We start from the raw sequence: 24,258 nt of genomic DNA on the forward strand, positions 1-24,258 counted from the left end.
GAGCCCGGACGGCACCGGGCCCCGCACGGGACGGGCCGGCACGAATTCTGAAGCGGTCATCGCGATCCCCCTGTACACGTGGTCCTGCCCGGATGGGCAAGAGAACACCATTTATCAGTCAATTCCGCGATAACTCATGATTCATGCGAGAAAAACCAAAGACCACCCGTTCGGGGTCCCGCCAACCCGACCTGGATCCGGGCCAGTTCATTCGGGCCAGGTCATCCGGGCCAGGTCATCCCTGGCCAGCTCATCCGGTCCGGACGCCCGGCCGCAGAAAGGCTTCATCACCACGCTACGCGACCACACCGACACTGAGCGTGGTCCCAATGGGCTACACCGCACCCATCCGCGCCCCCGGCCCCTCGACCGGAGGTGCCACTACGCCTCCCCCAGCGCCTCCGCCAGGACCTCCGCCAGGTGCCGGGCCCGGTGGCCGCCCAGCTGCTCCAGCTGCGTACGGCAGGAGTAACCATCCGCCAGCACCTCGGCGTTCGCGCCGGCCCCCTCCCGCACCGCGGGCAGCAGCTGGTCCTCCGCGCAGGCCACCGACACCTCGTAGTGGCCGCGTTCGAAGCCGAAGTTGCCCGCGAGTCCGCAGCAGCCGCCGCTCAGCTCCCCCGTCAGCCCGGCCCGTTCGCGCAGGCGCCGCTCCGCGTCGTCGCCCAGAACCGCGTGCTGGTGGCAGTGCGTCTGGCCGGTGACCGGGCGGTCGACGCGGGGTGGCGTCCACCCCGGCGCGTACTCCTCCAGGGCCCGCGCGAAGGTGCGTACGGAGGCGGCCAGCCGGGCGGAGCGCGGGTCGTCGCCGAGGAGTTCGGGCAGGTCGGTGGTGAGGGCGGCGGCGCAGCTCGGTTCGAGGACGACGACGGGCAGCCCCTTGTCCAGGGCCGGTTCCAGGACGTCGAGCGTGCGGCGCATGACCGTACGCGCCCGGTCGAGCTGTCCGGTCGAGACATGGGTCAGTCCGCAGCAGACGCGGGCGCTCGGCGGCACGACGACGCGCAGCCCGGCCGCCTCCATGACTCGTACCGCGGCCTTCCCCACCTGCGGGGAGAGGTGCTCAGTGAAGGTGTCGGGCCAGAGCACCACGGTCGGGCCCCCCGTCCCCCCCGGCTGCCGCCCCCGCCCCCGCAGCCACCGCCCGAACGTCTCCGTCGCCAGCGGCGGAATCGTACGTTCCGGGGCGATGCCGCCCAGCCGCTTCGCGACGGCCGCCAGCGGACGCACCCGCGCCGCCGCGTTCAGGGCGCGGGCGAACGGCGCCGCCGCCCTGAGCCACACCGGCAGCAGGCCCATCGTGTAGTGCGCGGCCGGTCTGATCCGGCCCGCGTAGTGGTGGTGCAGGAACTCCGCCTTGTACGTGGCCATGTCCACGCCCACCGGGCAGTCGCTGCGGCAGCCCTTGCAGGACAGGCACAGGTCGAGCGCGTCCCGCACCTCCGTCGAGCGCCAGCCGTCGGTGACCACCTCGCCCGCGAGCATCTCGTGCAGCAGCCGGGCCCGCCCGCGCGTGGAGTGCCGCTCCTCGCCGGTGGCGCGGAAGGAGGGGCACATCACCTGCGTACCCGAACCCGGCCCGGCGACGCGGCACTTGGCCACGCCCACGCATCTGCTGACGGCCCGCGCGAAGTCCCCGCCGTCCGGCCCGTCGTGCGGGTAGCCGAAGGCCACCGCGACCGGCTCGCGCGGCAGCACCGCGAAGCGCAGCTGGTCGTCGAGGCGGTCGGGCCGGGCCAGCACACCCGGGTTCATGCCGCCCGCCGGGTCCCAGATGTCCTTGAAGCGGCCGAAGAGGGCGACCAGTTCGTCCCCGTACATCCTCGGCAGCAGCTCGGCGCGCGCCAGCCCGTCGCCGTGCTCACCGGAGAGCGAACCGCCGTGCGCGACGACCAGCGTCGCCGTCTCCTCGGAGAAGCGCCGGAAGCGCCGTACGCCGTCGTCGGTCAGCAGGTCGAAGTCGATCCGGACGTGGATGCAGCCGTCGCCGAAGTGCCCGTACGGCGTGCCGCGCAGGCCGTGTTCGGCCAGCAGGGCGCGGAAGTCGCGCAGGTACGGGCCGAGCCGGGCGGGCGGCACCGCGCAGTCCTCCCAGCCGGGCCACGCCTCGCTGCCGTCGGGCATCCGGGTGGCCGTGCCGGCCGCGTCCTCCCGTACCCGCCACAGCGCCCGCTGCCCGGCCGGGTCGGTGACGACCGCCGCGTCCAGGGCGTCGGCCGCGCGCAGGATCGTCCCGGCGGCGGCGCGCGCCTCGGCGGGGCTCGCGCCGCCGGTCTCCACGAACAGCCAGGCCCCGCCGCGCGGCAGGTCGTGGCCGCCGGTGACGAGGTCCTCGGCCATGCCCTCGACGGTGAGCGGACCGTACGGGAGGAGCCCGGCGGCGGCCTCCGCCGCCGCGCTCTCGTCGGGGTAGCCGAGGACGGCGAGGGCGCGTGCCGCGGGCGCCTCGACCAGCCGCAGCGACGCCTCGGTGACCACGCCGAGGGTGCCCTCGCTGCCGCAGAAGGCGCGGGCGAGGTCGGCGCCGTTCTCGGGGAGCAGCGCGTCCAGGGCGTATCCGGAGATGCGGCGGGGCAGCCCGGTGGGGAAACCGGTGCGCAGGGGCGCGAGGTTGGCGTCGACCAGCGCCCGCAACCCGGCGCGCACCCCGGCTCCCGCGCCAGCGCCCACACCGGCACCCGCTCCGGCGGACCGGCCTCCGGACGCGCCGCCGGACGCGCCGCCGGAGACACCACCGGACATCCCCGCGGACATCCCCTCCCAGCCCCGGCCCAGGCGCAGTTCCTCGCCGCCGTACGTCGTGACGGACAGCCCGCGCACGTTGTCGGCGGTCGTCCCCCAGGCCACCGAGTGCGATCCGCACGAGTTGTTGCCGATCATCCCGCCGAGCGTGCAGCGGTTGTGGGTGGAGGGGTCGGGGCCGAAGGTCAGACCGTACGGCCTTACGGCGTCCCGCAGGTCGTCCAGGACGACGCCGGGCTGGACCACCGCCGTACGGGCGCCCGGGTCCACCGACACGATCGACCGCAGATGGCGGGTGAGGTCGAGGACCACGCCCACGCCCGTGGCCTGCCCGGCGATGGAGGTGCCGGCGCCGCGCGGGACCACGGGCACGCCGTGCTCCCGGCAGACCGCGAGCGCCGCCGCCACGTCCGCGGCGTCGCGTGGCGCGACGACTCCCACGGGCACGCGGCGGTAGTTGGAGGCGTCCATGGTGGCCAGTGCGCGCGCCGCCGACCCGAACTCCACTTCGCCGTCCACGGCCCGGGCGAGCGCCCGCGCGAGCGCGGTGGCCGTCGCCGATGATGTGTCCCGCTGCTCAGCCATACGTCCAGCATGCATCGGTGGCCCGCCGGAACCCGGCACTTCCCGCACCGCCGCGCCCGGCCGGGGAACGATCAGCGGAGCGGATCCACCGAGCGGATCCGCACAGCAGGTCCACAGAAGAAAGCGAGCAGGAAGCTCCCAAACTGATCGTCAATTCTCATATAGTGGCCACCGTTTGAGCAAAGTTCAATAACTGCCTGTGCTCCGGTGCCCGCCCCGCGTGGCGGTCCGAGCGTCCCTGGAATGTCCGACTCACCCGTCTCCGAGGTAGCCGATTGTGCGCCCCTCACTCCGGTCGACCGCCCCGGCCGCGCTGATCTCGGCGGCCGTCACCGGCCTGCTGTGCGTCTGGGCGGTCTTGGCCGCGCCCGCCTCCGTCCAGACCCCGCTGGCGTGGGGCGCGGGCGCGGGCGCCGCGGCACTGACCGCCGCCGTCACCGCCGCCGCCCACTTCCGGTCCCTCGTCGAGCGGTTGCGCGACCGTGACGCCGCGCTCACCGCCCGCGCCGAGCAGCTCGCCGCCAAGGCGAGACGGGCCGAGGAGGACGTGCGCCGTACCGTCGCGGACGCCCGGCGCGCCGCCCAGGACGCGGCCCGCAGCGAGGCCGTGCGCACCGCCACCGTGGCCGCCTGCGCCAACGCGGCGGGCCGGGTCCAGGCCATCGCGACCAGCGTCCTCGCCGACCTGCGCGCGATGGAGCACCGGCACACGGACGAGGACGTCCTCGGCGATCTGCTCCACCTCGACCACCGCGCGGCCCAGGCGGGCCGTATCGCCGACTCCATCGCCGTGCTGACCGGGGCGCGTTCCGGCAGGCGCTGGGCGAAGCCCATCGTCATGGAGTCCATCCTGCGCGGCGCGATGGGCCGGATCAGCGGCTATCAGCGCATACGGCTGCACTCGACCAGCCAGGTCGCCGTCGCCGGCCACGCGGCCGAGGGCGTCATGCACGCGCTGGCCGAACTCCTCGACAACGCGGCCAACTTCTCGCCGCCCACGGCCGAGGTCCACGTGTACGTGGAGGAGGTGCCGGCCGGCATCGTCATCACCGTCGAGGACAGCGGCCTGGTGATGAGCGACATCCAGCTGAGCCGCGCGGAGCGGGCCGTGGCGGCCGAGAAGTCCGACCTCAGCGCGTTGTCCGGCACCCGGCTCGGGCTCGCGGTGGTCGGCAGGCTGGCCCGCAAGCACGGACTGACGGTCTCCTTCAGGCCGTCGGCTCGCGGCGGCACGGGCGCGCTGATGATGCTGCCGCAGGAGCTGATCACCCAGCTGCGTCCCGGCTCCCCTGCTCCGGAACCGGTGCTGGGCATCGCGCCGCCGCCCGCTCCCCCCGTACGGGTGGCGGCGCGTGCGGCCGCTTCTGTGCCGCAGACGCCGGAACACGCACGGGACCACGCACCGGAGGACACGGAAGAAGCCGGGACACCAGGGACACCCGGCACACCGGAAGCCGAACTGGGCGAGAGCGGCCTGCCCAAGCGCCGGCGCGGCCGTACGCTCGCCGCCGCCCTGCTCCGTACGGGCGAGGCCAAGGTCCGCGCCCGCAACGAGGCGCGGCCCGCCGCGGACGGACCCGCCACGCCCGCCGCGCAGGCGGCCCGGTTCAGCAGCTTCCGCAGAGCCGTGACCGTACGATCCTCCTCCGCGCCCACCCCCACCACCGCTTCCGCCCCGGCCCCCACCCCCACACCCGGTCCAGCGCGACCGGCCACCTCCACATCCCCGGAAGGCGATTCCCGATGACCGGCACCACCACCGACGAGAAGCTCAACTGGCTGCTGGAGAACCTGCTCCAGCGCACCAGCGGCGCCCGCCACGCGCTCGTCCTGTCCCGGGACGGCCTCAAGCTGTGCCGGACCCCCGAACTCTCCGTCGACCAGGCCGACCAGCTCGCCGCCATCGCGGCCGGCATACAGAGCCTGTCGCACGGCGCGTCCGTCGAGTTCGGCAACGGCCAGGGCGGCGTGCGGTCCGCCATGACCGAGTTCTACGGCGGCCTCCTGCTGATCGTGGAGGCCGGGGACGGCGCCCATCTCGCCGTCGTCGCCACCGAGGACGCCGATGTCGGCCTGGTCGGGCACAACATGAGCGAACTCGTCGAGCAGCTCGGGGAACACCTCAGCGCGCCGCCGCGCACCACCGCGCAAGGACAGAACACACAAGGACAAAGCGGCGTGCGGGTATGAGCCGGCCGGGCCGGGACGAGTCCCCCGACCGGCTCTACACCCTCACCGGAGGGCGCAGCCATTCGGACTCGGACACGTTCGACCTGGTGACGCTGGTGGTCGCGGAGAGCGATCCGGCGCCCGGCATGCAGTCGGAGCACGTCGCGATCCTGCGGATGTGCCAGAGCCCGGTGGCGGTCGTGGAGATCGCCGCCGAACTCGGTCTGCCCGGCAGCATCGTCCGGATCATGCTCGCCGATCTGCTCGACACCGGCCGGATCAGCGCCCGTCACCCCCGTACGGCGAGGGCGGCCGACCGCCTTCCCGATCCCGACATCCTGGAGCAGGTGCTCGTTGGACTCCGCAACCTTTGAACGGCCCACCGGTCCGTCCTCGGCCCGGCCGTCCCTGGCCGGCACGGCCGACAACGGCCTGAAGATCGTCATCGTCGGCGGCTTCGGTGTCGGCAAGACGACCATGGTCCGTTCCGTCAGTGAGATCCGTCCCCTCAACACCGAGGAGATGATGACCCGCGCCGGTGAGGGAATCGACGAACTCGCCGATCTCGACGGGCTGAGCAGGAAGAACTCGACCACCGTCGCCTTCGACTTCGGCCGGATCTCCCTGGACGCGCGCTCGGTGCTCTATCTGTTCGGGGCGCCGGGGCAGGAGCGTTTCTGGTTCCTCTGGGACCGGCTGTTCTCCGGGACGCTCGGCGCCGTCGTCCTCGTGGACACCAGACGGCTGTCCGACTCCTGGTACGCGATCGACCGCCTGGAGCACCACAACACGCCCTTCATCGTGGCCTGCAACGACTTCGGCGGGCCCCTGCACACGGAGGAGCAGATCCGGGAGGCGCTGGATCTGGGGCCCGACGTGCCGATGGTGGAGTGCGACGCGCGGGACCGTTCGTCCAGCAAGTACGTGCTGATCACGCTCCTCGAACACCTCCACGCCCTGTCCTCGAAGAGCCTGTCCTCGACGAGCAGCGCGGCCGAGCCGACCCCGGAGACAGCGTCGTGACCACGCCCAGCACCCCGGCCGCGGCGGACGCGGCAGACGCCTCCGGTGCGTCGGACATACCGGAGGCGGGGACCGGAGGAACCGCGTCCGCCCCGCCCCCGGGCTGCCCGGCCCACGCGGGCACCGCCTCCGTACCCCTGAGCGGCCCCCGCTTCCAGACCGAACCCACCCGGCTCTACCGGGAGATACGCCGGGACCACGGAGCCGTCGCCCCCGTCGTCCTCGACGGGGACATCCCCGCCTGGCTGGTCCTCGGCTACCGCGAGCTGCACCAGGTCACCGGCGACCCGGGCCTGTTCAGCCGCGACTCGGACCTGTGGAACCAGTGGGACGCCATCCCCGCCGACTGGCCGCTGCGGCCGATGATCGGCCGCAAGCAGCCGTCCATCCTCTACACGGTCGGCGCCCGCCACCGCGAGCGCGCCGCGATGATCAGCGACGCGCTGGAGGCGGTCGACCCGTTCACGCTGCGGAGGCACGCCGAGCAGTTCGCCGACGAGCTGATCGACGGCTTCTGCACGGAAGGCCGTACGGACATCATCGGCCGGTACGCGATGCTCCTGCCGGTACGGGTTCTCGCCAAGATCTACGGCTTCCCCGACGAGCAGGGCCCCGGCCTGGTCACCGCGCTCAACGACATGATCGACGGCCGCGAGCGCGCCCTCGAAGGACAGCGTCACCTCGCCGCCTCCATGCGGGAACTGCTCGCGGCGAAGGGCACGGAGCCCGGCCAGGACGCCGCGTCCCTGATGCTCGCGAACACCGCGGGCTTCACGGTCGAGGAGGTCGCCGAGGACATGATGGTGATGATGGCGGCGGGCCACCAGCCCACCGCCGACTGGATCGGCAACTCGCTGCGGCTGATGCTGACCGACGACCGGTTCGCCGCGTCCCTGTCCGGCGGCCGGCACAGCGTGGCCGAGGCCATGAACGAGGTCCTCTGGGAGGACACCCCGACGCAGAACGTCGCCGGACGCTGGGCCACCCGCGACACGCGCCTCGGCAACCGCCGTATCCAGGCCGGTGACATGCTGCTGCTCGGCCTCGCCGCCGCCAACTACGACCCCCAGATCCGTACGGACGGCTCGGCGCTCACCGGCGGCAACAACGCCTTCTTCTCCTTCGGCCACGGCGAGCACCGCTGCCCGTTCCCCGCCCAGGAGATCGCCGAGGTCGTCGCCCGCACCGGTATCGAGGTGCTGCTCGACCGGCTCCCCGACATCGACCTCGCCGTCCCGGCCGGGACGCTCACCCCGCGCCCCTCGCCGTGGCTGCGCGGTCTCACCGAGCTGCCGGTGGCCTTCACGCCCACGCCCGTACTGGGCGCCTGACCCGCCCGTACCCGTAGCCCGCGTACCCGTACGTCCCGTATCCCACCCGAACCCGCTCTCGGAGGCATTGACATGACCTGTCCCCACGCCCACCGGACAGCGGGCGACGACGCCCCCGGCGAACCCGGCGGCGTCATCGTCCTCGACCCCCTCGTCACCGACCTGGACGCGGAGAGCGCCGCCCTGCGCGACGCCGGCCCGCTCGCGCGCGTGGAACTCCCCGGCGGGGTGCGGTGTTACGCGGTGACCCGCCACGCCGAGGCCAGGCAGCTGCTGACCGACGCCAGGCTGGTGAAGGACATCGACGTCTGGGGCGCCTGGCAGCGCGGCGAGATACCGCTGGACTGGCCGCTGATCGGGCTGGCCAACCCCGGCCGTTCCATGCTGACCGTGGACGGCGAGGAGCACCGCAGGCTGCGCACGCTGGTCGCGCAGGCGCTGACCGTGCGCCGGGTGGAACGGCTGCGCGAGGGCATCGAGAAGCTGACCAACGACCTGCTGGACGGCCTGGAGCGGCGGGCGGCCGGCACCGGGCCCGTCGACCTGAAGGCGGAGTTCGCCTATCCGCTCCCGATGAGCGTCGTCAGCGAGCTGATGGGCGTGGAGGCGGCCGACCACCCGAGGCTCAAGGCGCTCTTCGAGAAGTTCTTCTCCACCCAGACGCCGCCGGAGGAGGTGCCGGGGATGATGGCGGACCTCGGCGCGCTGTTCACCGGCGTCGTGGACGCGAAGCGGGCGAACCCCGGCGACGATCTGACCAGCGCGCTGATCGCGGCGTCGGAGGAGGGCGACCGGCTCACCTCCCAGGAGATCGTCAACACGCTCCAGCTGATGATCGCGGCCGGTCACGAGACGACCATCAGCCTGATCGTCAACGCGGTCGTCGCCCTGAGCACCCACCCCGAGCAGCGCGCACAGGTGCTGAAGGGGACGATCCCGTGGGAGAACGTGATCGAGGAGACCCTGCGCTGGTCGACCCCCACCTCGCACGTCCTGATCCGGTTCGCGACCGAGGACATCGCGGTGGGGGACGACGGCGACGTCCTCCCCCGGGGTGAAGCGCTGATCGTCTCGTTCGGCGCGATCGGCCGGGACGAGCGGCAGCACGGACCGACGGCGGGCGACTTCGACGCCACCCGCACCCCCAACCGCCACATCTCCTTCGGCCACGGCCCGCACGTCTGCCCGGGAGCCGCGCTCTCCCGGCTGGAGGCGTCGGTGGCGCTGCCCGCGCTGTTCGCCCGCTTCCCCGACCTCGACCTGGCGGTTCCGGCCGCCGAGCTGCGCAACAAGCCGGTGGTGACGCAGAACGACCTGTTCGACCTGCCGGTGCGGCTGCGCGCCTGAGCCGACCGCCTCCGCGAGGCGTCTTCCGTACGTGTGCACAGGAGCCCGCACCCCGGGTTCCTGTGCATACGCACGAAACCCGGCGGCCCCCGGAGGCCCCGGGCGCCGTCGATTCGTATGTCTTGATCAACCTCTTGACACGTCTCACCCGACGGACACGGATTACGGTGACGCGCCGGGAACGACTACGCTCCGAGCCGTGGCCGATATCCAGATTCCCGCTGACATCAAGCCCGCCGACGGACGTTTCGGCGCCGGCCCCTCCAAGGTACGGACGGAGGCGGTGGACGCGCTCGCCGCGACCGGCGCGTCCCTGCTCGGCACGTCCCACCGCCAGGCCCCGGTGAAGAACCTGGTCGGCGCGGTGCGGGACGGCGTGCGGAGCCTCTTCGACCTCCCCGAGGGGTACGAGGTGATCCTGGGCAACGGCGGCTCCACCGCCTTCTGGGACGTCGCGACGCACGGTCTGATCGAGAACAAGTCCCAGCACCTCTCGTTCGGTGAGTTCTCCTCGAAGTTCGCCAAGGCGGCCAAGCTCGCGCCCTGGCTCGCCGAGCCGACCGTCATCTCCGCCGACCCCGGCTCGCACCCGGACCCGGCGGCGGAAGCGGGCGTCGACGTCTACGCGCTCACCCACAACGAGACCTCCACCGGTGTCGCGGCCCCCGTCAAGCGGGTCGCCGGAGCCGACGAGGGCGCGCTCGTGGTGGTCGACGCGACGTCCGGCGCGGGTGGTCTGCCGGTGGACATCGCCGAGACGGACGTCTACTACTTCGCCCCGCAGAAGTCCTTCGCCGCGGACGGCGGCCTGTGGATCGCCGCCTTCTCGCCGGCCGCGCTGGAGCGCGCCGCCCGCGTGCACGGCTCGGGTCGTCACGTCCCCGAGTTCTTCTCGCTGCCGACGGCGATCGACAACTCGCTGAAGAACCAGACGTACAACACCCCGGCGCTGGCCACGCTCTTCCTGCTCAACGAGCAGCTGAACTGGCTCAACTCCCAGGGCGGTCTGGACTTCGCGACCGGCCGCACGGCCGCGTCCGCCCGTAACCTGTACGGCTGGGCCGAAGCCTCCAAGTACGCCACCCCGTTCGTGGTCGACCCGGCGAAGCGCTCGCAGGTCATCGGCACGATCGACTTCGCGGACGAGATCGACGCGACGGCGGTCGCCAAGGCCCTGCGCGCCAACGGCATCGTCGACACGGAGCCCTACCGCAAGCTGGGCCGCAACCAGCTGCGCGTGGCGATGTTCCCGGCGGTCGACCCGGCGGATGTCGCGGCCCTGACGGCCTGCGTGGACTACGTGATCGAGCGCCTCTGACCTCGAAGCCCGGCAAGAGGGCCCCGGCGGCGGTACTCCCGCGGCCGGGGCCCCTTGCTGTGTGCTCAGCCCTTGGAGCGCCCGCGCAGCCACCTGAAGCCGAAGAACAGCGCGGCGGCAGCGGCGAGGACGAACGCGCCGAGGGTGGCGTTCCCCTGGCCGCCGTCGGCGTCGTCCGTACCGCCGGAGCCCTTGCCCGCGTCACCCTCGGCGTCCGCGCCCGCGTCGGAATCGGCGTCCTTGGCGATGTCCACCCGTACCACGCCGCTGTCCTTGCCCTCCGTCCCGAACATCAGCGCGCGCCCGTCCGCCGTGTACGTCACCGACTCGGCCTGCCGCTGGAACGGGGCGCGCACCGCGCGGTGTTCACCGAGCCGGCCGTCCTTCCACTCGTATGTACGCGCGCTGAAGTACGAGCGGAACGTCAGCTCATCGCCGTCCGGGGAGAAGGCGCCGTCCGTCACCCAGGGCACCTCCCCGATCCGCCGGAAGGTGTTCGTACCGGACGCCGTCAGCTTCTCGGGACCTTCGTACAGCCCGCCGCCGCTCTGGTTCTTCGACGCGATGTAGACCCGCCCGGTCTTCGGGTGGACCATCATCGACTCGGCGTCGCGCGGCCCGTCCGCGTACCGCACGGTGAACTGCGTGGGGCGGACGGTGACGTCCTTGAGTTCCGCGGGCTCGGGAAAGCGGTAGATCCACACGTGGTCCCAGGAGCCGTTGAGGTTGTCGCCGATGTCACCGACGTACAGATTCCCGTCCGGGCCGAGGGAGATGGCCTCCGCGTCCCTGATCTCACCGATGCCCTCCAGCGTGACCGTCGCGACGGTCTCGCCGGTCCGGGAGTCGACGGCGTAGACGTAGGGCGGGTGGGCGCTGTCGTTGTGCGTCCAGTAGATGCCCGGGTGGATACGGCTGGCGGCCAGCCCGCTCGATTCGGTGATCCGCGGATCCTTGACGGTGAAGTCCCGATCGGGTGACGCCTCCGCCGCGGCCACGGCCGGAGAACCGCTCAGCAGGAGGACGGCGGTGGCGAGAACGGCGGCCGTACGGTGGGCGCGAGGAGCACGCGGACCGGAACGGCGCGGGAGCGGAAGCGAACGCATCCCCCCAGCCTGCCACCCCGGGCACGGGGGCCCATCGGCAAGGATGGCCGGATGCGATTCATGTGCGTGGGCGACTCCATGACGATCGGCCGCGCGGGCGACTTCACCTGGCGCTACCGGGTGTGGCAGCACCTCAGCGCCTCCTTCGGCGGACCGTTCCGGCTGGTCGGCCCCCGTACCGGGCTGTACGACAGCACGGCGGACGCGCCCGTCTCGGCCGACTACGCCGCCCCCGACTTCCCCGCCGAAGCGCGGGGGCATCTGGCGGGCTGGGGCGAGGGCTGGCGGCACATGGCGCCGCTGGCGCGGGAGGCGGTCGGCACACAGAGGGCGGACGTCCTGCTCGTCTCCCTCGGCCTGATCGACCTGGGCTTCTACACGGACAGTGCCCAGACCGAACGTCTCGTGCGCGCCTTCGTCGCCGCCGCCCGCGCGGCGAACCCGCGCGTGCGCGCCGTACTCCTGCCGGTGATACCCAACATCCGCGCCGAGTCGGACGCCGCCTTCGCCGCCGAGGTCGACCGCTTCAACGGGCTGCTGGCCAGGGCGGTGGCCGACCTGGACCGCCCGCAATCCCCCCTGCTCCTCGCCCCGCGCCCGCCGTCGTACTCCGTCCACCGGGACACGTACGACGGCACCCACCCCAACTCCGCCGGCGAACACAAGCTCGCCGCCGCCTTCACGGACACGATGCACCGGGCCTGGGGCCTGGGCGCGCCGTACGCGCGGCACAGCGGATCGCGCGCCGGGGCGCCGGGTCGGTGGTGACCGTGAGCGGAGTGATCCCGCGCCACGACCGTGGGACAGGCCCATGCCCGGTTCCGCTCCGGCCGCAGCGGGCTATACCTGAGCCATACCGCCGTCGATGCAGAGTTCCGCACCTGTCATGAAACTGCTCTCGTCCGAGGCGAGAAACAGCGCGCCATTGGCGATCTCCTCGGGAAGCCCGAGGCGGCCCATCGGGACAAGGGCGCTCATGTGGGCTCGGAGAGCTACTGGATCCTGACCGAAGTACTCGGCCTGTCCGTCGATGATGAGTGTGTCGATCGGCCCCGGACTCAGCACGTTGACCCGAAGACCCCGGTCGCCGAACTCCGCCGCCCATGTGCGCGCGTAGGAGCGCACGGCGGCCTTCGCCGCGCTGTAAGTCCCTGCCCCGGGATCCCCCTTGACTGCCGTGATCGAGCCCAGCAGAACGATCGAGCCGCCCGTTCGCAGAAGCGGCAGCGCCTTCTGGACGGTGAACAGTGCGCCGCGGGCATTGACGTCGAATGTGCGGTCGAAGTGCTTCTCGGTCACGTCCCCGAAGTTCATCCGCTCAATGCTTCCAGCGTTCGCGACGATCACATCGAGGTGCCCGCTCTCCTGACGGATGGCCTCGACCACATGGTCGAGATCACCCGACACCGTAACGTCCGCGGTGACCGCCGTGACATGTCCGTCAATGGAAGCCTTCGCGGATTCGAGCGCCTCCTTCCGTCGCCCCGTTATGTAGACGTGGGCGCCTTCACTTCCGAATCTCTGGGCAATCGCCAGACCAAGGCCCGCGCTCCCGCCAGTGACGAGGGCTACCTTGTTCGCGAGACGCATGCATTCTCCTTGAGTGGTGATGGCTGCGCTGGGCGTGCACCACGGTAGGACCGGGTCTCACATAGAGGCAAATAATGTCAACGTATACTCTGCATTGACATCTTCTATGTCATGTCGAAGGTTGGATTCGAATGAACCTGCGCCAGTACGAATACGCCCTGGCCGTCGCCGACGAGGGCTCCATGACAGCGGCGGCAGAACGTCTGCGGGTCACTCAGCCCTCCCTGTCGCAGCAGATCGGCGCCCTGGAGAAGCACCTCGGGGTGCAGCTGTTCACCCGCAACCCGAGCGGGGTGACGGTGACGGTGGCGGGGCGGGCCTTCCTCGCGGAGGCGAAGATCGCGACGACCGCGTCCCGGCGTGCCGTCACGGCCGCCCGCGCCGCCAACGGGGAACTGGCGGGCGAACTCATCATGGCTGTCCATATGGGCCTGGGAGCACGCCAACTGCCCGAGGTATTGGGGCAGTTGCGAAGTCGCCACCCGAAGCTACAGGTGACTCTCCACGAGGAGCCCGATCCCGCGGACATGGAACGACTGGTCCGCGAGGGAACCCTCGACATGGTCCTCGTGCACCGCATCCCCGCCGGGTGCACCTTCGACGTTCACCCTCTGGGCGAGGAAGCCTACGTCGCCATCCTGCCGAAGGGGCACCCGCTTCTCTCGGACGGTGCCGCCCCGCACCTGGAAGACCTGGCGTCGGAGGGGTGGATCCGGTTCCGGCGCGCCAGCCTGCTCGACGAGTACCTCGCCCGCCTGCTCGCCGACGCGGGCCTCAGCCCGCACACGGTGGCCCGAGCGTCACAGATCTCCACCGCGGTGCGGCTCGTGGCACAGGGCCTGGGCGTCACCGTGGTCCCGGCCTCGGCCATCCCCGAGGGCTTCGAAGAACTGGCCTGCCCGCTCCTGCCCTCCCTGACCGAGCCCGTCCTCGTCGGCGTGCGGCGCAATCCGGGTTCGGCGGAGACGGCCATGCTCGACCATCTCAGCCGGCAGAACTGGTGCGGTGGAGAACTCCTCGGTCAGCCCGCGACTGTCTGAGCGTTCGCTTTCCACGTTGAACCGACCAGGGAACGGCCTCGGGCCCCGAAGCCATTCACGATGCCGCCCTGGAACAAGGACGCCGCCGGCGTCTGTCCCGGGTCGTCAGGTCCGGGTCGGTGGCGCACTCACCGCCGCCGTCAGGAACGTGACCGCCCATCGCCGGGCCGCCTCGCCCGCCACCGGGGACACGCAGCCGGGGGAGGGCCGCTGGTGAGCCTCAAGGCGGTCGACGGCCGTCACGGCGAGGATCCCCCGCATCCGGAACCACAGCTCCTCCGGGGAAAGGCCGGGCAGTACGCGCGCGAAGGCCGCGAGGTAGCGCTCGCGGACGGAGCCCTCGGCCGGGCCGGTCCAGCTGCGCGCCTCCTCGGCCGGGTCGCTGAGGATCGTCACGATCAGCCGGGACGTCCGGGCGCCGCCCTCGTCCCCGGCCGGCGTCTCGTCGAACAGCGGCCCCACGAATGCCTCCACCAGTTCGCCGACCGGCGGGTCGGGGGTCCGGGCGAGCAGCCTGTCCAGCCCGGCGCACTGGGCGGCGTTGATGGGCTCGACCACGCGGCGGACCACCGCGGCCATCAGCTCCGCCTTCGAGCCGAAGTGGTAGCCGACGGCCGCCAGGTTCGCCCCGGCGAGTGTGGTGATCGCGCGGACCGAGGTGCCGCGGTATCCGTGCTCGGCGAAGAGGTACTCGGCCGCGTCGAGGATCTGGGTGCGGGTGTCTGGGGTCGCCACACGAGGGACTCTACATATGCTTGAATGAAACGAACGTATGAATCAAACGAACGTGTGAGAGAGGCTCCCATGAAGCTGCTCGTGTACGGCGCCGGGGTCTGCGGCAGCCTGTTCGCCGCCCACATGCACGAGGCCGGCCACGACGTCTCGCTCCTCGCCCGGGGCGAGCGCCTGACCGCCCTGCGCCGGCACGGAGTGCGACTCGCCGAGGAGGACGGCCCGGCTGTCGAGCGGGTGCCGGTACCGGTGGTCGAGCACCCGGACGGCGGGTACGACCTGATCACCGTCTTCGTCCGCACCCACCAGGTGGACGCGGTGCTGGAATCACTCGCCGGTGTCCAAGGGGACGTGCTGTTCCTGCTCAACTGGGCAGCCGGTCCGGAGACGCTGGGTGCGTTGCTCGGCCACGAGCGGGTGCTGCTCGGCTTCCCCGCGACCGGCGGCACGATGGACGGCGACGTGGTCCGCTACCGCAGGAGCAGTTTCGTCACCCGCCGGGTCGCGATGCCGATCGGTGAGCCCGACGGCCGTACGACCCCACGACTGGAACGGATCGTGGAGACGTTCCGTACCGCCGGGATCAACGCCAAGGCCCAGCCGCGGATGGCCGCCTGGCTCAGGACGCACGCCGCCTTCGAGGTCCCGCTCGGGCAGGCGGTACACGCGGCGGGCGGCCCGGTCGCGCTGGCCGACGACCCGGACGCGGTCCGCGGCATGCTCCACCTCATGCGGCAGAACCTCGCCGCGCTGGAGACGCCGCCGGTACCTCGCGCGTTCACCGCGTTGCGGGTTCTGCCGCGAGGGCTCCTCGTGGCCCTGCTCCGGCGCTTCCTGAAGAGCCCGACGGCCGTGCACAGCGGACTCAACGACTCCTCGCCCGCCACGGCGGCCGAACTCGACCGGCTGGCCGAACAGCTCCGTACCCCTGCGGGAGCCCGCTGAGACCACGCACACCACGGACGGCGACTAGTCGGCGGTGATCCGATTCCAGAAGTGGTGCGTAAGGCCGCTCACCGAGGAGGCCGACTCGATGGTGAAGCGGTCCTGAACCCCGGCCAGCCCGTCCCACATCGAGACCCCGGCGCCGAGGGTGATGGGCACGGTGACCAGGTGCATGAAGTCGATGAGGTCGGCCGCCAGGAACTGCCGGACGGTGGAGGGGCCGCCGCCGATGCGAACGTCCCGGCCGTCCGCGAGGTCCTGGGCGTAGGCGAGTGCGTCCTCGGGTGCGGCGTCGAGGAAGTGGAAACTCGTTCCGTTGCCGAAGTGGAGGGGTTCACGCCGGTGGTGGGTGAGCACGACCACGGGCGTACGGAAGGGAGGCTCGTCGCCCCACCAGCCCCGCCACTCGTCGTCGGCCCACTCGCCGGTCTGCGGACCGAATTTGCCCCGGCCCATGATCTCGGCCCCGATGCCCTGGCCCCAGGTGCTGGTGAGAGCGCGATCGAGGGTGATCGGGTCGTCCACGGCGTCCACACCGTGGATGACCCGCCCGTCGAACCGCGCGAACAGCCTCTCGGCGCCGCCGATGGGTGTGTCGATCGTGATCGTCTCGCCTGCGCTGTAGCCGTCGAGGGAGACATGGAAGTTCTGCACGCGGACCTTGGCCATGTGATGCACCTTCAGCGAGTGATTGCAATCTGCAACTGGTTGACGAACCCTACAGTTGCGAGTCGCGATAAGTCAGGAGGTGCGCGATGCGTGAGCAGCCGCGTTCGGGATGCGCGATCAACGCCGCAGTGGAGGTCCTGGGAGACCCGTGGACTCTGATCGTGCTTCGTGACGTGATCTTCGGTGGACGTCGCCACTTCCGCGATCTGATGACCCATAACGACGAAGGCATCGCGTCCAATATCCTCGCCGGCCGCCTGCGCAAGCTCGTCGAGGCGGGCCTGCTCAGCCGCGACGACGCCACGCGTGGCCGGAGAGCGACCTACACCCTCACCGAAGCCGGCATCCAGACTCTCCCCGTGATGGTCGCCCTCGGCACGTGGGGGCTGCGGCACCGGCCCACGACCCCGCAGCTCGCGGCACGTGCCCGCATCCTCGCGGAGGGTTCGCCGCACCTCGTGAGCGAGCTCATGGACGAACTGCGCGAGATCCACCTCGGCGTCACGCCCGAAACCCCCAAGAGCCCCACTGCTTCGGAGCGGTTGCGACAGGCGTACGAAGCCGCTCGGTCACAGGCTCACTGACGCGACCAGGTGAGACGGGCCGGCGCCCCGCTCAAGTGGCCTGTGCGACAAGCGCGATGACGAGGGCCGCGAGCGCGGCGGAGCACGCGAGGATCGTGAGTCCCCCGGCGATCACCATGACCATCACGCGCTTTCGCAGATCGGGTTCGTCGGTCATTCGGTGCGGACCGTCAGGACGAGCCCGAGCGCGATGAGCCCCCAGCAGCCCAGGACCGCCAGCCCCCACGCGATCCGGCCGGCCGTTCGTCTCGCCGCGCGGTTCACCGGGCCCACCGCACGTGTTCCGGCGCGACCAGCCACTCCGTACCGCCGTCCTCGGGCCGGAGGAACGCCGTGGGCCGCTTACGGCGCTCGCGGGGGAGGTCGGCGGGGTCCTCGTAGTCCAGGATCACGTCCCGCAGGACGCCGACGCGCCCCTCCTCGTCCTCCACCCGGCGGCCGACATCCGCCGCCGTGATCACTGGTGCCCCTCGGGGTGCCGCCGCAGGAAGACGTTGCAGTCGGACACCGTGGTCATATCCCCCACGACCCGCGCCCGTGCCCGGACGCCGGCGAGTTCGACGCAGCCGAGGCACCCCTCGACGGGCGCTGGATCCGCCTGCGCGGGCTCGGGGAGCGGCAGCTCAAGGGGCTCCGTCTGATACCTGGTCGGCTCGGTCATCTCCGTACCTCCGTCGTCCCCGGCCGGTACCACCGACCGACCGTCCGCGCGCACGTGCTCCGGTTCCGCCCCGGTAGTGGCGGCTCCACCCGCCGACCCCCGCCGCAACCCGGCCTCCACAGCGGCCAGCACCTCCGCCGTCGGCCTGACGTACGGCCCACGCGGCGCACCGTCCGGAAGCGGCGCCCACGCGGAGAACCACGTCTCGTCGGGGGTGCCCTCCCAGCGCGCCCGCCGCCGCTCGGCCACCTCTTGCGGGGTGAGGGGGGACCTGCGGGGCTGGGGGGTGTCGGGGGGAATGTGTTTGCGATTCACGATCCGCTCCTCTCTGTAGTCGCTTGACTACCGGGGGCGTTCAGCGTGGCGTAGAGTCCGGAACCATTCAACGTGTCAGCAACGGAAGAAAAATTGGTGGCGGCATGGTCAACCGCAAGGAGTTGCAACCGGACAGCAGCCCACAGGCAGCCTTTGGCGCACGCGTCCGCAGTTCACGAGAGGCGCACGGATGGAAGCAAGAGGATCTTGCCGAACGGACGGGCTACAGCAGTACGCATATCTCAGCCGTGGAAACTGGCCGCAAGGTGCCAACTCTTCGCTTCTCGCGTAGCGCTGACCTGGCTTTCGGAACCAGCGACACAGCCGACACTTTCGAGCGCCAGTGGCGCGAGATCCGCAACGGCAGCTTGCTGGAGGGCTTTCCCGAGTACGTCGGCCACGAGGGCCGGGCAGCGGAGATAAGGCTGTTTGAAATCGGGATCATCCCTGGGCTGTTGCAGACACCGGAGTACGCGTCGGTACTGGCCGAAAGTGCCGTCAAGCGGGGAGCGATCACACCCGAGCAGGCGAGCGAGCGAGTACAGATGGTCGCGGAGCGGAAAGCCGCGCTCGTCCGTCCGCGCCCGCCGCTGGTCTTCGTCGTGCTGGACGAAAGCTGCATCCGTCGGCCCATCGGGGAACCAGCGGTCATGGAGGAACAGTTGGCCTATCTGGCCAAGTTCGCCGAGCTGCCGAACACGGTGCTCCAGGTCGCCCCGTTCACCATGGGCGCCCGCCGTACGTTCGATCTGCCGATCTACATCCTGACGATGTCGGACCGCTCGCTCATGTCGTACGCGGAGTCGGCCCAACGGGGCCATCTCGACCGAGAAAGCACCTCGGCACTCCCGATGCTGACGGCCTACCATCAGTTGCAGGCCGAAGCGCTCTCCCAGGCGACATCAGTAGCCATGATCGAACAGTTACGAAAGGGCACCCCGTGACGACCGAGACCCCGCGTTGGTTCAAGTCCTCCTACAGCAACAACGGCGGCGCGTGCGTCGAGGTCGCCACCAACCTCACCGCCCCGCGCGGCATCGTCCCCGTCCGCGACTCCAAGACCAAGAGCGGCCCCGAACTCGGCTTCCCCGCCACCGCGTTCACCACCTTCATCGCGGGCATCAAGACCGGAGAGTTCCCCACCCTCTGACAGGAAGGGCACCCCGTGACGACCCAATCCCCCCGTTGGTTCAAGTCCTCCTACAGCGAGCACGGCGGCCAGTGCATCGAAGTCGCCACCAACCTCACCACCACGCACGGCACCGTCCCCGTACGTGACTCCAAGGACCCGAGCGGCCCGGTACTGGACTTCCCCGCCACCGCGTTCACCACCTTCATCGCGGGCGTCAAGACCGGAGAGTTCCCCACCCTCTGACACGAAGGGCACCCCGTGACGACCAAGATCCCGCGTTGGTTCAAGTCCTCCTACAGCGGCAACGGCGGCCAGTGCATCGAGGTCGCCACCAACCTCGCCTTCACACACGGCACCGTCCCCGTACGCGACTCCAAGACCAAGAGCGGCCCCGCACTCGGCTTCCCCGCCACCGCGTTCGCCACCTTCGTCACGGGCGTCAAGGCCGGAGCGTTCCCCACCGCGAGGCGCCCGCAGTAGCGGCGCGAAGAGCAACGGGCTTCACCAAATGTCCGCCGTCCGGCTCGGCGCCGAGGCGGTCGTGGTGGGCCGGTACGGGTTATGGCGGGTGGGGGCCGCCCCTCTCGGTTTGAGTTTCGCGCCTCCGGGCCGGGTGTAAAGGGCGCTCCTTCGTCGCGTCGGCTGCGCCGATTGCGCTGCGCTCCACCCTTGACACCCGTCCCTGCGGCGCAAGTGCAGGTACTCGGGAGGGGCGGCCCGGGGGGAAGGGTTCCCAGGGAAGGCAGGATCGCTGCGCGGGCCGGTCCCTGGCTGTCGGGCCGGTTCGCCCTGCGGGGCTGCGCGGTAGTTGGATGGGGTGGTGGCGCGTTCCGTCAAGCGTCCGTCGACCGGATGCTTGCTGGGACTCATGCCCCGCTGGTCACCGTGGTGGGGGGTGCCCGGAATCTGACAGAGATCTCCCGCCCGCTCGGGGGCCGAGGTCCGTCGAGTGCGACGTGAGAGCCACTGCGAGGCCGTCTGGGCACCGCAACGTCACACTCCACGGGATCTCGGCACCCACCCTCACCAAGATGCCCCATATGCCCTAACTTGGCAGGGCGTTGAGGCTCCCCTCCAACCCGTCATGTGTCCCCGGCTGCACAAACCGCGCTCTACAGCACACCGACTCCCTTCAGGAGCCCACTCGGTGCCACACAAACCTCAGCTGCCCCACCCCTCCCACCACACAGTGACCAGCGGGGCATGCATCCCAGCACACAGCAGACGGAGCGCCGCTAAGCCGGGGCCGGGCCACCCCACACCACTGCCGCGCAGCCCCGCAGGGCGAACCAGCCCGACAGCCAGGGACCGGCCCGCACAACGATCCTGCCTTCCCTGGGGAACCCTCCCCCCGGGGCCGCCCCTCCCAAGTACCTGCACTTGCGCCGCAGGGCCGGGTGTCAAGGGTGACCGAAGGTCATCGCGCAGCGACGCGACGCAGGAGCGCCCTTTACACCCGGCCCTGCGGCGCGAAACTCAAACCGAGAGGGGCGGCCCCCACCCGCCATCAACGCCCCCGTCCACCACGCTTACCCCTCGGTCCGAACCCGCAGCACGCAACGCAACAGTGACCAGCGGGGCATGAAACCCAGCAAACATCCGGCCGTCAGCCGCCAAGACCACCCGGGCCACCCCACACAAAGTGTGCGCCCCGCACGCACCGCCCACGCCGCCCGCCCCGCCCGCACCGCCCACGCCGCCCACGCCGCCCACGCCGCCCACGCCAAGCCCCGCACGCCGCCCCCGCACCAGCACGTACCTCGTCGTACTCGCGGTGATGGCGGCGCTGGGTGCGCTGTGCGTCACCCACCTGAGCCTGATCGAGACTGCGGCCCGGGCACACGTCGGCGTCGGACTGGCCCTGCTCACCGCAGGGTTCATCATCCTGTTCGTATTCCTGGTCGACTCTGCCTAGCGGGCCTGGAAGCAAGCCCCGTTCCGACCGCCCGACCCGGAAGGCGCCCATGAGCCCTGCACACACCGCGAGCACCCCGAGCACCCCGAGCACCACCGACTCCCTCGCCCCCCAACCCCTCGCCCCCCACCCCCTCCACACCCTCTACCCGCCCATCGACCCCTACGACCACGGCATGCTCGACGTCGGTGACGGCAACCTCGTCCACTGGGAGGTCTGCGGCAATCCGCAGGGCAAACCCGCGCTCGTCGTCCATGGCGGTCCCGGGTCCGGTTGCACCCCGTACGCCCGGCGGTTCTTCGACCCGGAGCGCTACCGCGTCGTCCTGTTCGACCAGCGCAACTGCGGGCGCAGCACACCGCACGCGAGCGATCCCGCCGTCGACATGCGCCACAACACCACCGACCACCTCATCGCCGACATGGAGCGGCTGCGCACCCGCCTCGGGATCGAACGCTGGCTTCTGTACGGCGGCTCCTGGGGCTCGACGCTGATCCTCGCGTACGCCGAACGCCATCCCGAACGCGTCTCGGAGATCGTCATCCCGTCCGTCACCACCACCCGCCGCTCCGAGATCGAGTGGCTGTACGGCGGCGCGGGGGCGGTCTTCCCGGCCGAGTGGCACCGTTTCCGTACCGGCGCCGGCCTCCCGGCGGACGACAGCAGGACCGGCTGGTCGGGGCCCGCCGCCGACCGGACCGGCGTGGTCCAGGAGACTCTGCGCGCGTACGCCCGCCTCACGGAGGACCCCGACCCCGCCGTGCGGGACCGGGCCACCGCCGACTGGGCCGCCTGGGAGGACGCCGTGCTCTCCCAGGAGCCGAACGGCTCCCCCACCATCTACGCCGACCGTCCCACGGCCGACCTCAAGGCGTTCGTACGGATCTGCGCGCACTACTTCTCGCACGGCGCCTGGCTGGAGGAGGGCGCGCTCCTGCGGGACGCGGGACGGCTGGCGGGCATCCCCGGTGTGCTCGTGCACGGCCGGCACGATCTGGCCGGGCCGCTCGGCACCGCCTGGGAGCTGGCCCGCGCCTGGCCCGGCGCGCGGCTGGCCGTCGTCCAGGACGCGGGCCACAAGGGCAGCGAGGCCCAGCGCGGCGAAGTGCGCGCCGCGCTCGACGCGTTCGCGAGCTGACCCAAAGGCCCCCAAAGACCCCCGACGCCCCCAATGCCCCCGGCGCCCCCGATCCCCCCGATGTCCCCGTCCTGACGGCCCGCCGACCGTCGGGACGGGGACAGCCGGAACGAGCCGCCCGCCCGCTACCTCACGAGGGGGTTCCGCCCGCAAAGATCACCTGGGCCCCCAGGTCGCACCAGACCGTGGACGTACCACCCGACGCGGCACGATTGCCGAAGTGCCGGTAGACGAGATCGCCCTTCTTGCAGTCGATGATGCCCGTGAAGGTGGACCCGTTGCAGGTGATGGCCGCCCCCTTGTGGCCGCCGCTGCCGGTCTGAAGCCGGTGGGTACAGGTGAGCGCGGTGGGGGCGGAGGGGGCGGTGAGCGCGGTGGGGGCACTGGAGGCAGCGGGGAACTCCGGCGCGGCCGTCGCCGGCGCCGCCGTGATCAGCAGCCCGCCCGCGCCAAGGGCCAGCGTCGCGCCGATGGCGGCGATGGTGCGTCGTGCACGAGAAATCAAGGAAACCTCCGGTGTTCCGGTGTGATGACGGGACACGAGGGACCGACGCGCCCAGCCACTCAGCCACTCAGCCACTCGACTCGGCCGTTCGGTCACTCAGGGTTGAGGTTGATCACAGAGAGGGGTCGCCATGCCTGACCTGTGAACAATGGCTTGAAAGCATGCAATCGACCGATTTATGACAGCGCTCGCGGGCCGCCACGCAGGCCGCCACAAGGCGTAGTCGGTCTTGCCTTGAGTGCGCTCGAACGAGTTGGCTGTGGAGTCATGAAGTACACGCAGCTCGGACGCACCGGACTCAAGGTCAGCCGACTCGTCCTCGGGACGATGAACTTCGGCCCTCTCACCAATGAGGCCGACAGCCACGCGATCATGGACGCCGCTCTCGACGCGGGTATCAATTTCTTCGACACCGCCAATGTCTACGGGTGGGGCGAGAACAGGGGCCGTACGGAGGAGATCCTCGGCACCTGGTTCGCCAAGGGCGGCGACCGCCGCGACAAGGTCGTGCTCGCCACCAAGGTCTACGGGAACATGAGCAAGTCGGACGGCGAGGCGTGGCCCAACCACGACAAGCTCTCGGCCCTCAACATCCGCCGCGCGGTCGACGCCAGCCTCAAGCGGCTCCAGACCGACCACATCGACCTTTACCAGTTCCACCACATCGACCGCGCCACCCCGGTCGAGGAGATCTGGCAGGCCATCGACACCCTGATCCAGCAGGGCAAGATCCTCTACGCGGGCTCCTCCAACTTCCCCGGCTGGAAGATCGCCCAGACCAACGAGACGGCCCGCCGCCTCGGCTCGTACGGCCTCGTCAGCGAGCAGTGCCTGTACAACCTCGTCGAGCGCCGCGCCGAGATGGAGGTGATCCCCGCCGCGCAGGAGTACGGCCTCGGGGTCATCCCGTGGTCGCCGCTGGGCGGCGGGCTGCTGGGCGGCGCGATCCGCAAGGAGCGCGAGGGCGGATCGAGCAGCCGGTCGGCCGACAAGCTGGCCGATTCGCCGCTGCGCGCGCAGGTCCAGGCGTACGAGGACCTGCTCGACAAGCACGGCATCGACCCGGGCGAGGCCGCTCTGGCCTGGCTGCTGACCCGCCCCGGCGTGACGGGCCCGATCGTCGGGCCGCGCACGGCGGAGCAGTTGGAGTCGGCGCTGCGGGCGGTCGAGCTGGAGCTGTCCGAGGAGGTCCTGTCCTCGCTGGACGAGATCTTCCCGGGCCCGGGGCCGTCGCCCGAGGCGTTCGCCTGGTAGCAGGCGGCCGGCTGGGGCCTCTCGTCTGGATCTTGCCGGGCTCGCGGGCTCCGGTGCCGCGCCCGATCCGGACGAAAGGCCCCGGCCAGGGTCTGTCGCGAAAGTGGATCCAGGTCGTAGATCGAGCGGTCCGTGCGACGTGGCGGTCTGCCGAACG

27 protein-coding genes are annotated in these 24,258 nt (G+C 71.2%); 18 read left to right on the top strand and 9 right to left on the bottom strand.

Annotation, left to right across the window (positions count from 1 at the left end; translation table 11 throughout):
- Positions 1 to 381 precede the first annotated feature (381 nt).
- A complete protein-coding gene (locus tag OG627_RS14165) occupies positions 382 to 3,327 on the bottom strand; it encodes an FAD-binding and (Fe-S)-binding domain-containing protein (RefSeq protein ID WP_329065013.1) in 2,946 nt (981 codons plus the stop codon).
- Positions 3,328 to 3,604: 277 nt separating this feature from the next.
- On the opposite strand from OG627_RS14165, the gene OG627_RS14170 reads away from it, so the two are divergent.
- The 7 genes from OG627_RS14170 (at position 3,605) to serC (ending at position 10,515) form a co-directional block, all read left to right on the top strand.
- The gene (locus tag OG627_RS14170; protein WP_329065014.1) at positions 3,605 to 5,074 is read left to right on the top strand and encodes an ATP-binding protein; all 1,470 of its coding nucleotides are present in this window, start codon (positions 3,605 to 3,607) and stop codon (positions 5,072 to 5,074) included.
- Positions 5,071 to 5,517 (top strand): roadblock/LC7 domain-containing protein, encoded by a 447-nt coding sequence (locus tag OG627_RS14175; RefSeq protein WP_329065016.1) that lies wholly within the window; start codon positions 5,071 to 5,073, stop codon positions 5,515 to 5,517. The genes OG627_RS14170 and OG627_RS14175 overlap by 4 nt, the downstream gene beginning before the upstream one ends.
- Complete coding sequence (locus OG627_RS14180) at positions 5,514 to 5,870, top strand: DUF742 domain-containing protein (protein ID WP_329065018.1); 357 nt, start codon at positions 5,514 to 5,516, stop codon at positions 5,868 to 5,870. Before OG627_RS14175 ends, OG627_RS14180 begins: the two co-directional genes overlap by 4 nt.
- Positions 5,851 to 6,519: a GTP-binding protein gene (locus OG627_RS14185; RefSeq protein WP_443073473.1), complete on the top strand. Its 669-nt coding sequence runs from the start codon at positions 5,851 to 5,853 to the stop codon at positions 6,517 to 6,519. The genes OG627_RS14180 and OG627_RS14185 overlap by 20 nt, the downstream gene beginning before the upstream one ends.
- Positions 6,516 to 7,850, top strand: a complete 1,335-nt coding sequence (locus OG627_RS14190; RefSeq protein WP_443073474.1) for a cytochrome P450 — start codon at positions 6,516 to 6,518, stop codon at positions 7,848 to 7,850. The genes OG627_RS14185 and OG627_RS14190 overlap by 4 nt, the downstream gene beginning before the upstream one ends.
- Positions 7,851 to 7,922: 72 nt before the next feature.
- Positions 7,923 to 9,197: a cytochrome P450 family protein gene (locus tag OG627_RS14195; protein WP_329065020.1), complete on the top strand. Its 1,275-nt coding sequence runs from the start codon at positions 7,923 to 7,925 to the stop codon at positions 9,195 to 9,197.
- Positions 9,198 to 9,396: 199 nt separating this feature from the next.
- Positions 9,397 to 10,515: a phosphoserine transaminase gene (gene serC, locus OG627_RS14200; protein WP_329065023.1), complete on the top strand. Its 1,119-nt coding sequence runs from the start codon at positions 9,397 to 9,399 to the stop codon at positions 10,513 to 10,515.
- A gap of 65 nt (positions 10,516 to 10,580) precedes the next feature.
- Here the strand turns inward: serC and OG627_RS14205 are convergent, their stop codons facing one another.
- Positions 10,581 to 11,621, bottom strand: a complete 1,041-nt coding sequence (locus OG627_RS14205) for a WD40 repeat domain-containing protein (protein ID WP_329065025.1) — start codon at positions 11,619 to 11,621, stop codon at positions 10,581 to 10,583.
- Between the two features lie 51 nt (positions 11,622 to 11,672).
- On the opposite strand from OG627_RS14205, the gene OG627_RS14210 reads away from it, so the two are divergent.
- Positions 11,673 to 12,389: a GDSL-type esterase/lipase family protein gene (locus tag OG627_RS14210; protein WP_329065027.1), complete on the top strand. Its 717-nt coding sequence runs from the start codon at positions 11,673 to 11,675 to the stop codon at positions 12,387 to 12,389.
- Between the two features lie 72 nt (positions 12,390 to 12,461).
- Here the strand turns inward: OG627_RS14210 and OG627_RS14215 are convergent, their stop codons facing one another.
- Complete coding sequence (locus tag OG627_RS14215; RefSeq protein WP_329065029.1) at positions 12,462 to 13,211, bottom strand: SDR family NAD(P)-dependent oxidoreductase; 750 nt, start codon at positions 13,209 to 13,211, stop codon at positions 12,462 to 12,464.
- Positions 13,212 to 13,342: 131 nt separating this feature from the next.
- Between OG627_RS14215 and OG627_RS14220 the strand changes: the two genes are divergently transcribed.
- The gene (locus tag OG627_RS14220; protein WP_329065031.1) at positions 13,343 to 14,251 is read left to right on the top strand and encodes a LysR family transcriptional regulator; all 909 of its coding nucleotides are present in this window, start codon (positions 13,343 to 13,345) and stop codon (positions 14,249 to 14,251) included.
- 105 nt (positions 14,252 to 14,356) lie between these two features.
- Here OG627_RS14220 and OG627_RS14225 read toward each other — a convergent pair whose 3' ends face one another.
- Positions 14,357 to 14,986: a TetR/AcrR family transcriptional regulator gene (locus OG627_RS14225; protein ID WP_329065033.1), complete on the bottom strand. Its 630-nt coding sequence runs from the start codon at positions 14,984 to 14,986 to the stop codon at positions 14,357 to 14,359.
- Positions 14,987 to 15,055: 69 nt separating this feature from the next.
- Between OG627_RS14225 and OG627_RS14230 the strand changes: the two genes are divergently transcribed.
- On the top strand, positions 15,056 to 15,928 hold the full coding sequence (locus tag OG627_RS14230) for a ketopantoate reductase family protein (RefSeq protein WP_329065035.1): 873 nt from the start codon (positions 15,056 to 15,058) through the stop codon (positions 15,926 to 15,928).
- A gap of 24 nt (positions 15,929 to 15,952) precedes the next feature.
- On the opposite strand, the gene OG627_RS14235 is transcribed toward OG627_RS14230, so the two are convergent.
- Positions 15,953 to 16,597 carry a dihydrofolate reductase family protein gene (locus OG627_RS14235; RefSeq protein ID WP_329065037.1) on the bottom strand — a complete coding sequence of 215 codons (645 nt, stop codon included), beginning with the start codon at positions 16,595 to 16,597 and terminating at the stop codon, positions 15,953 to 15,955.
- 86 nt (positions 16,598 to 16,683) lie between these two features.
- Between OG627_RS14235 and OG627_RS14240 the strand changes: the two genes are divergently transcribed.
- Positions 16,684 to 17,181 (top strand): winged helix-turn-helix transcriptional regulator, encoded by a 498-nt coding sequence (locus tag OG627_RS14240; RefSeq protein WP_329065039.1) that lies wholly within the window; start codon positions 16,684 to 16,686, stop codon positions 17,179 to 17,181.
- Between the two features lie 31 nt (positions 17,182 to 17,212).
- Here the strand turns inward: OG627_RS14240 and OG627_RS14245 are convergent, their stop codons facing one another.
- From OG627_RS14245 to OG627_RS14255, 3 genes are all read right to left on the bottom strand, one after another.
- On the bottom strand, positions 17,213 to 17,338 hold the full coding sequence (locus OG627_RS14245; RefSeq protein ID WP_329065040.1) for a hypothetical protein: 126 nt from the start codon (positions 17,336 to 17,338) through the stop codon (positions 17,213 to 17,215).
- Between the two features lie 103 nt (positions 17,339 to 17,441).
- Entirely contained in the window at positions 17,442 to 17,642 is a 201-nt protein-coding gene (locus tag OG627_RS14250; RefSeq protein WP_329065043.1) for a hypothetical protein, read from the bottom strand.
- Positions 17,639 to 17,842 (bottom strand): hypothetical protein, encoded by a 204-nt coding sequence (locus tag OG627_RS14255; protein WP_329072653.1) that lies wholly within the window; start codon positions 17,840 to 17,842, stop codon positions 17,639 to 17,641. The genes OG627_RS14250 and OG627_RS14255 overlap by 4 nt, the downstream gene beginning before the upstream one ends.
- Before the next feature lie 419 nt (positions 17,843 to 18,261).
- Between OG627_RS14255 and OG627_RS14260 the strand changes: the two genes are divergently transcribed.
- From OG627_RS14260 to pip, 6 genes are all read left to right on the top strand, one after another.
- On the top strand, positions 18,262 to 19,101 hold the full coding sequence (locus OG627_RS14260; protein WP_329065044.1) for a helix-turn-helix domain-containing protein: 840 nt from the start codon (positions 18,262 to 18,264) through the stop codon (positions 19,099 to 19,101).
- Entirely contained in the window at positions 19,098 to 19,307 is a 210-nt protein-coding gene (locus OG627_RS14265; RefSeq protein ID WP_329065046.1) for a DUF397 domain-containing protein, read from the top strand. The genes OG627_RS14260 and OG627_RS14265 overlap by 4 nt, the downstream gene beginning before the upstream one ends.
- Positions 19,308 to 19,322: 15 nt before the next feature.
- Complete coding sequence (locus OG627_RS14270; protein WP_329065048.1) at positions 19,323 to 19,532, top strand: DUF397 domain-containing protein; 210 nt, start codon at positions 19,323 to 19,325, stop codon at positions 19,530 to 19,532.
- A gap of 15 nt (positions 19,533 to 19,547) precedes the next feature.
- Positions 19,548 to 19,769 (top strand): DUF397 domain-containing protein, encoded by a 222-nt coding sequence (locus tag OG627_RS14275; RefSeq protein ID WP_329065050.1) that lies wholly within the window; start codon positions 19,548 to 19,550, stop codon positions 19,767 to 19,769.
- 1,297 nt (positions 19,770 to 21,066) lie between these two features.
- Positions 21,067 to 21,204, top strand: coding sequence for a hypothetical protein (locus OG627_RS14280; protein WP_329065052.1), 138 nt, complete (start codon positions 21,067 to 21,069; stop codon positions 21,202 to 21,204).
- Between the two features lie 175 nt (positions 21,205 to 21,379).
- On the top strand, positions 21,380 to 22,342 hold the full coding sequence (pip, locus tag OG627_RS14285) for a prolyl aminopeptidase (RefSeq protein ID WP_443073624.1): 963 nt from the start codon (positions 21,380 to 21,382) through the stop codon (positions 22,340 to 22,342).
- A 130-nt stretch (positions 22,343 to 22,472) separates the two neighbouring features.
- On the opposite strand, the gene OG627_RS14290 is transcribed toward pip, so the two are convergent.
- Positions 22,473 to 22,847, bottom strand: a complete 375-nt coding sequence (locus tag OG627_RS14290) for a hypothetical protein (RefSeq protein WP_329065056.1) — start codon at positions 22,845 to 22,847, stop codon at positions 22,473 to 22,475.
- A 267-nt stretch (positions 22,848 to 23,114) separates the two neighbouring features.
- Between OG627_RS14290 and OG627_RS14295 the strand changes: the two genes are divergently transcribed.
- Positions 23,115 to 24,101, top strand: coding sequence for an aldo/keto reductase (locus OG627_RS14295; RefSeq protein ID WP_329065058.1), 987 nt, complete (start codon positions 23,115 to 23,117; stop codon positions 24,099 to 24,101).
- Positions 24,102 to 24,258 lie beyond the last annotated feature (157 nt).

The sequence above is a fragment of the Streptomyces sp. NBC_01429 genome, assembly GCF_036231945.1.
In the GTDB taxonomy this organism is placed as follows: domain Bacteria; phylum Actinomycetota; class Actinomycetes; order Streptomycetales; family Streptomycetaceae; genus Streptomyces.

What these genes read in the sequence shown, in the direction of transcription:
- OG627_RS14180 (WP_329065018.1), top strand. Translation starts at nt 5,514, where the DNA reads ATGAGCCGGCCGGGCCGGGACGAGTCCCCCGACCGGCTCTACACCCTC.
- OG627_RS14235 (WP_329065037.1), bottom strand. Translation starts at nt 16,597, where the DNA reads ATGGCCAAGGTCCGCGTGCAGAACTTCCATGTCTCCCTCGACGGCTAC.
- OG627_RS14215 (WP_329065029.1), bottom strand. Translation starts at nt 13,211, where the DNA reads ATGCGTCTCGCGAACAAGGTAGCCCTCGTCACTGGCGGGAGCGCGGGC.
- OG627_RS14255 (WP_329072653.1), bottom strand. Translation starts at nt 17,842, where the DNA reads ATGACCGAGCCGACCAGGTATCAGACGGAGCCCCTTGAGCTGCCGCTC.
- OG627_RS14175 (WP_329065016.1), top strand. Translation starts at nt 5,071, where the DNA reads ATGACCGGCACCACCACCGACGAGAAGCTCAACTGGCTGCTGGAGAAC.
- OG627_RS14295 (WP_329065058.1), top strand. Translation starts at nt 23,115, where the DNA reads ATGAAGTACACGCAGCTCGGACGCACCGGACTCAAGGTCAGCCGACTC.
- OG627_RS14240 (WP_329065039.1), top strand. Translation starts at nt 16,684, where the DNA reads ATGCGTGAGCAGCCGCGTTCGGGATGCGCGATCAACGCCGCAGTGGAG.
- OG627_RS14210 (WP_329065027.1), top strand. Translation starts at nt 11,673, where the DNA reads ATGCGATTCATGTGCGTGGGCGACTCCATGACGATCGGCCGCGCGGGC.
- OG627_RS14165 (WP_329065013.1), bottom strand. Translation starts at nt 3,327, where the DNA reads ATGGCTGAGCAGCGGGACACATCATCGGCGACGGCCACCGCGCTCGCG.
- OG627_RS14220 (WP_329065031.1), top strand. Translation starts at nt 13,343, where the DNA reads ATGAACCTGCGCCAGTACGAATACGCCCTGGCCGTCGCCGACGAGGGC.
- pip (WP_443073624.1), top strand. Translation starts at nt 21,380, where the DNA reads ATGCTCGACGTCGGTGACGGCAACCTCGTCCACTGGGAGGTCTGCGGC.
- OG627_RS14195 (WP_329065020.1), top strand. Translation starts at nt 7,923, where the DNA reads ATGACCTGTCCCCACGCCCACCGGACAGCGGGCGACGACGCCCCCGGC.
- OG627_RS14280 (WP_329065052.1), top strand. Translation starts at nt 21,067, where the DNA reads ATGGCGGCGCTGGGTGCGCTGTGCGTCACCCACCTGAGCCTGATCGAG.
- OG627_RS14245 (WP_329065040.1), bottom strand. Translation starts at nt 17,338, where the DNA reads ATGACCGACGAACCCGATCTGCGAAAGCGCGTGATGGTCATGGTGATC.
- OG627_RS14230 (WP_329065035.1), top strand. Translation starts at nt 15,056, where the DNA reads ATGAAGCTGCTCGTGTACGGCGCCGGGGTCTGCGGCAGCCTGTTCGCC.
- OG627_RS14205 (WP_329065025.1), bottom strand. Translation starts at nt 11,621, where the DNA reads ATGCGTTCGCTTCCGCTCCCGCGCCGTTCCGGTCCGCGTGCTCCTCGC.
- OG627_RS14260 (WP_329065044.1), top strand. Translation starts at nt 18,262, where the DNA reads ATGGTCAACCGCAAGGAGTTGCAACCGGACAGCAGCCCACAGGCAGCC.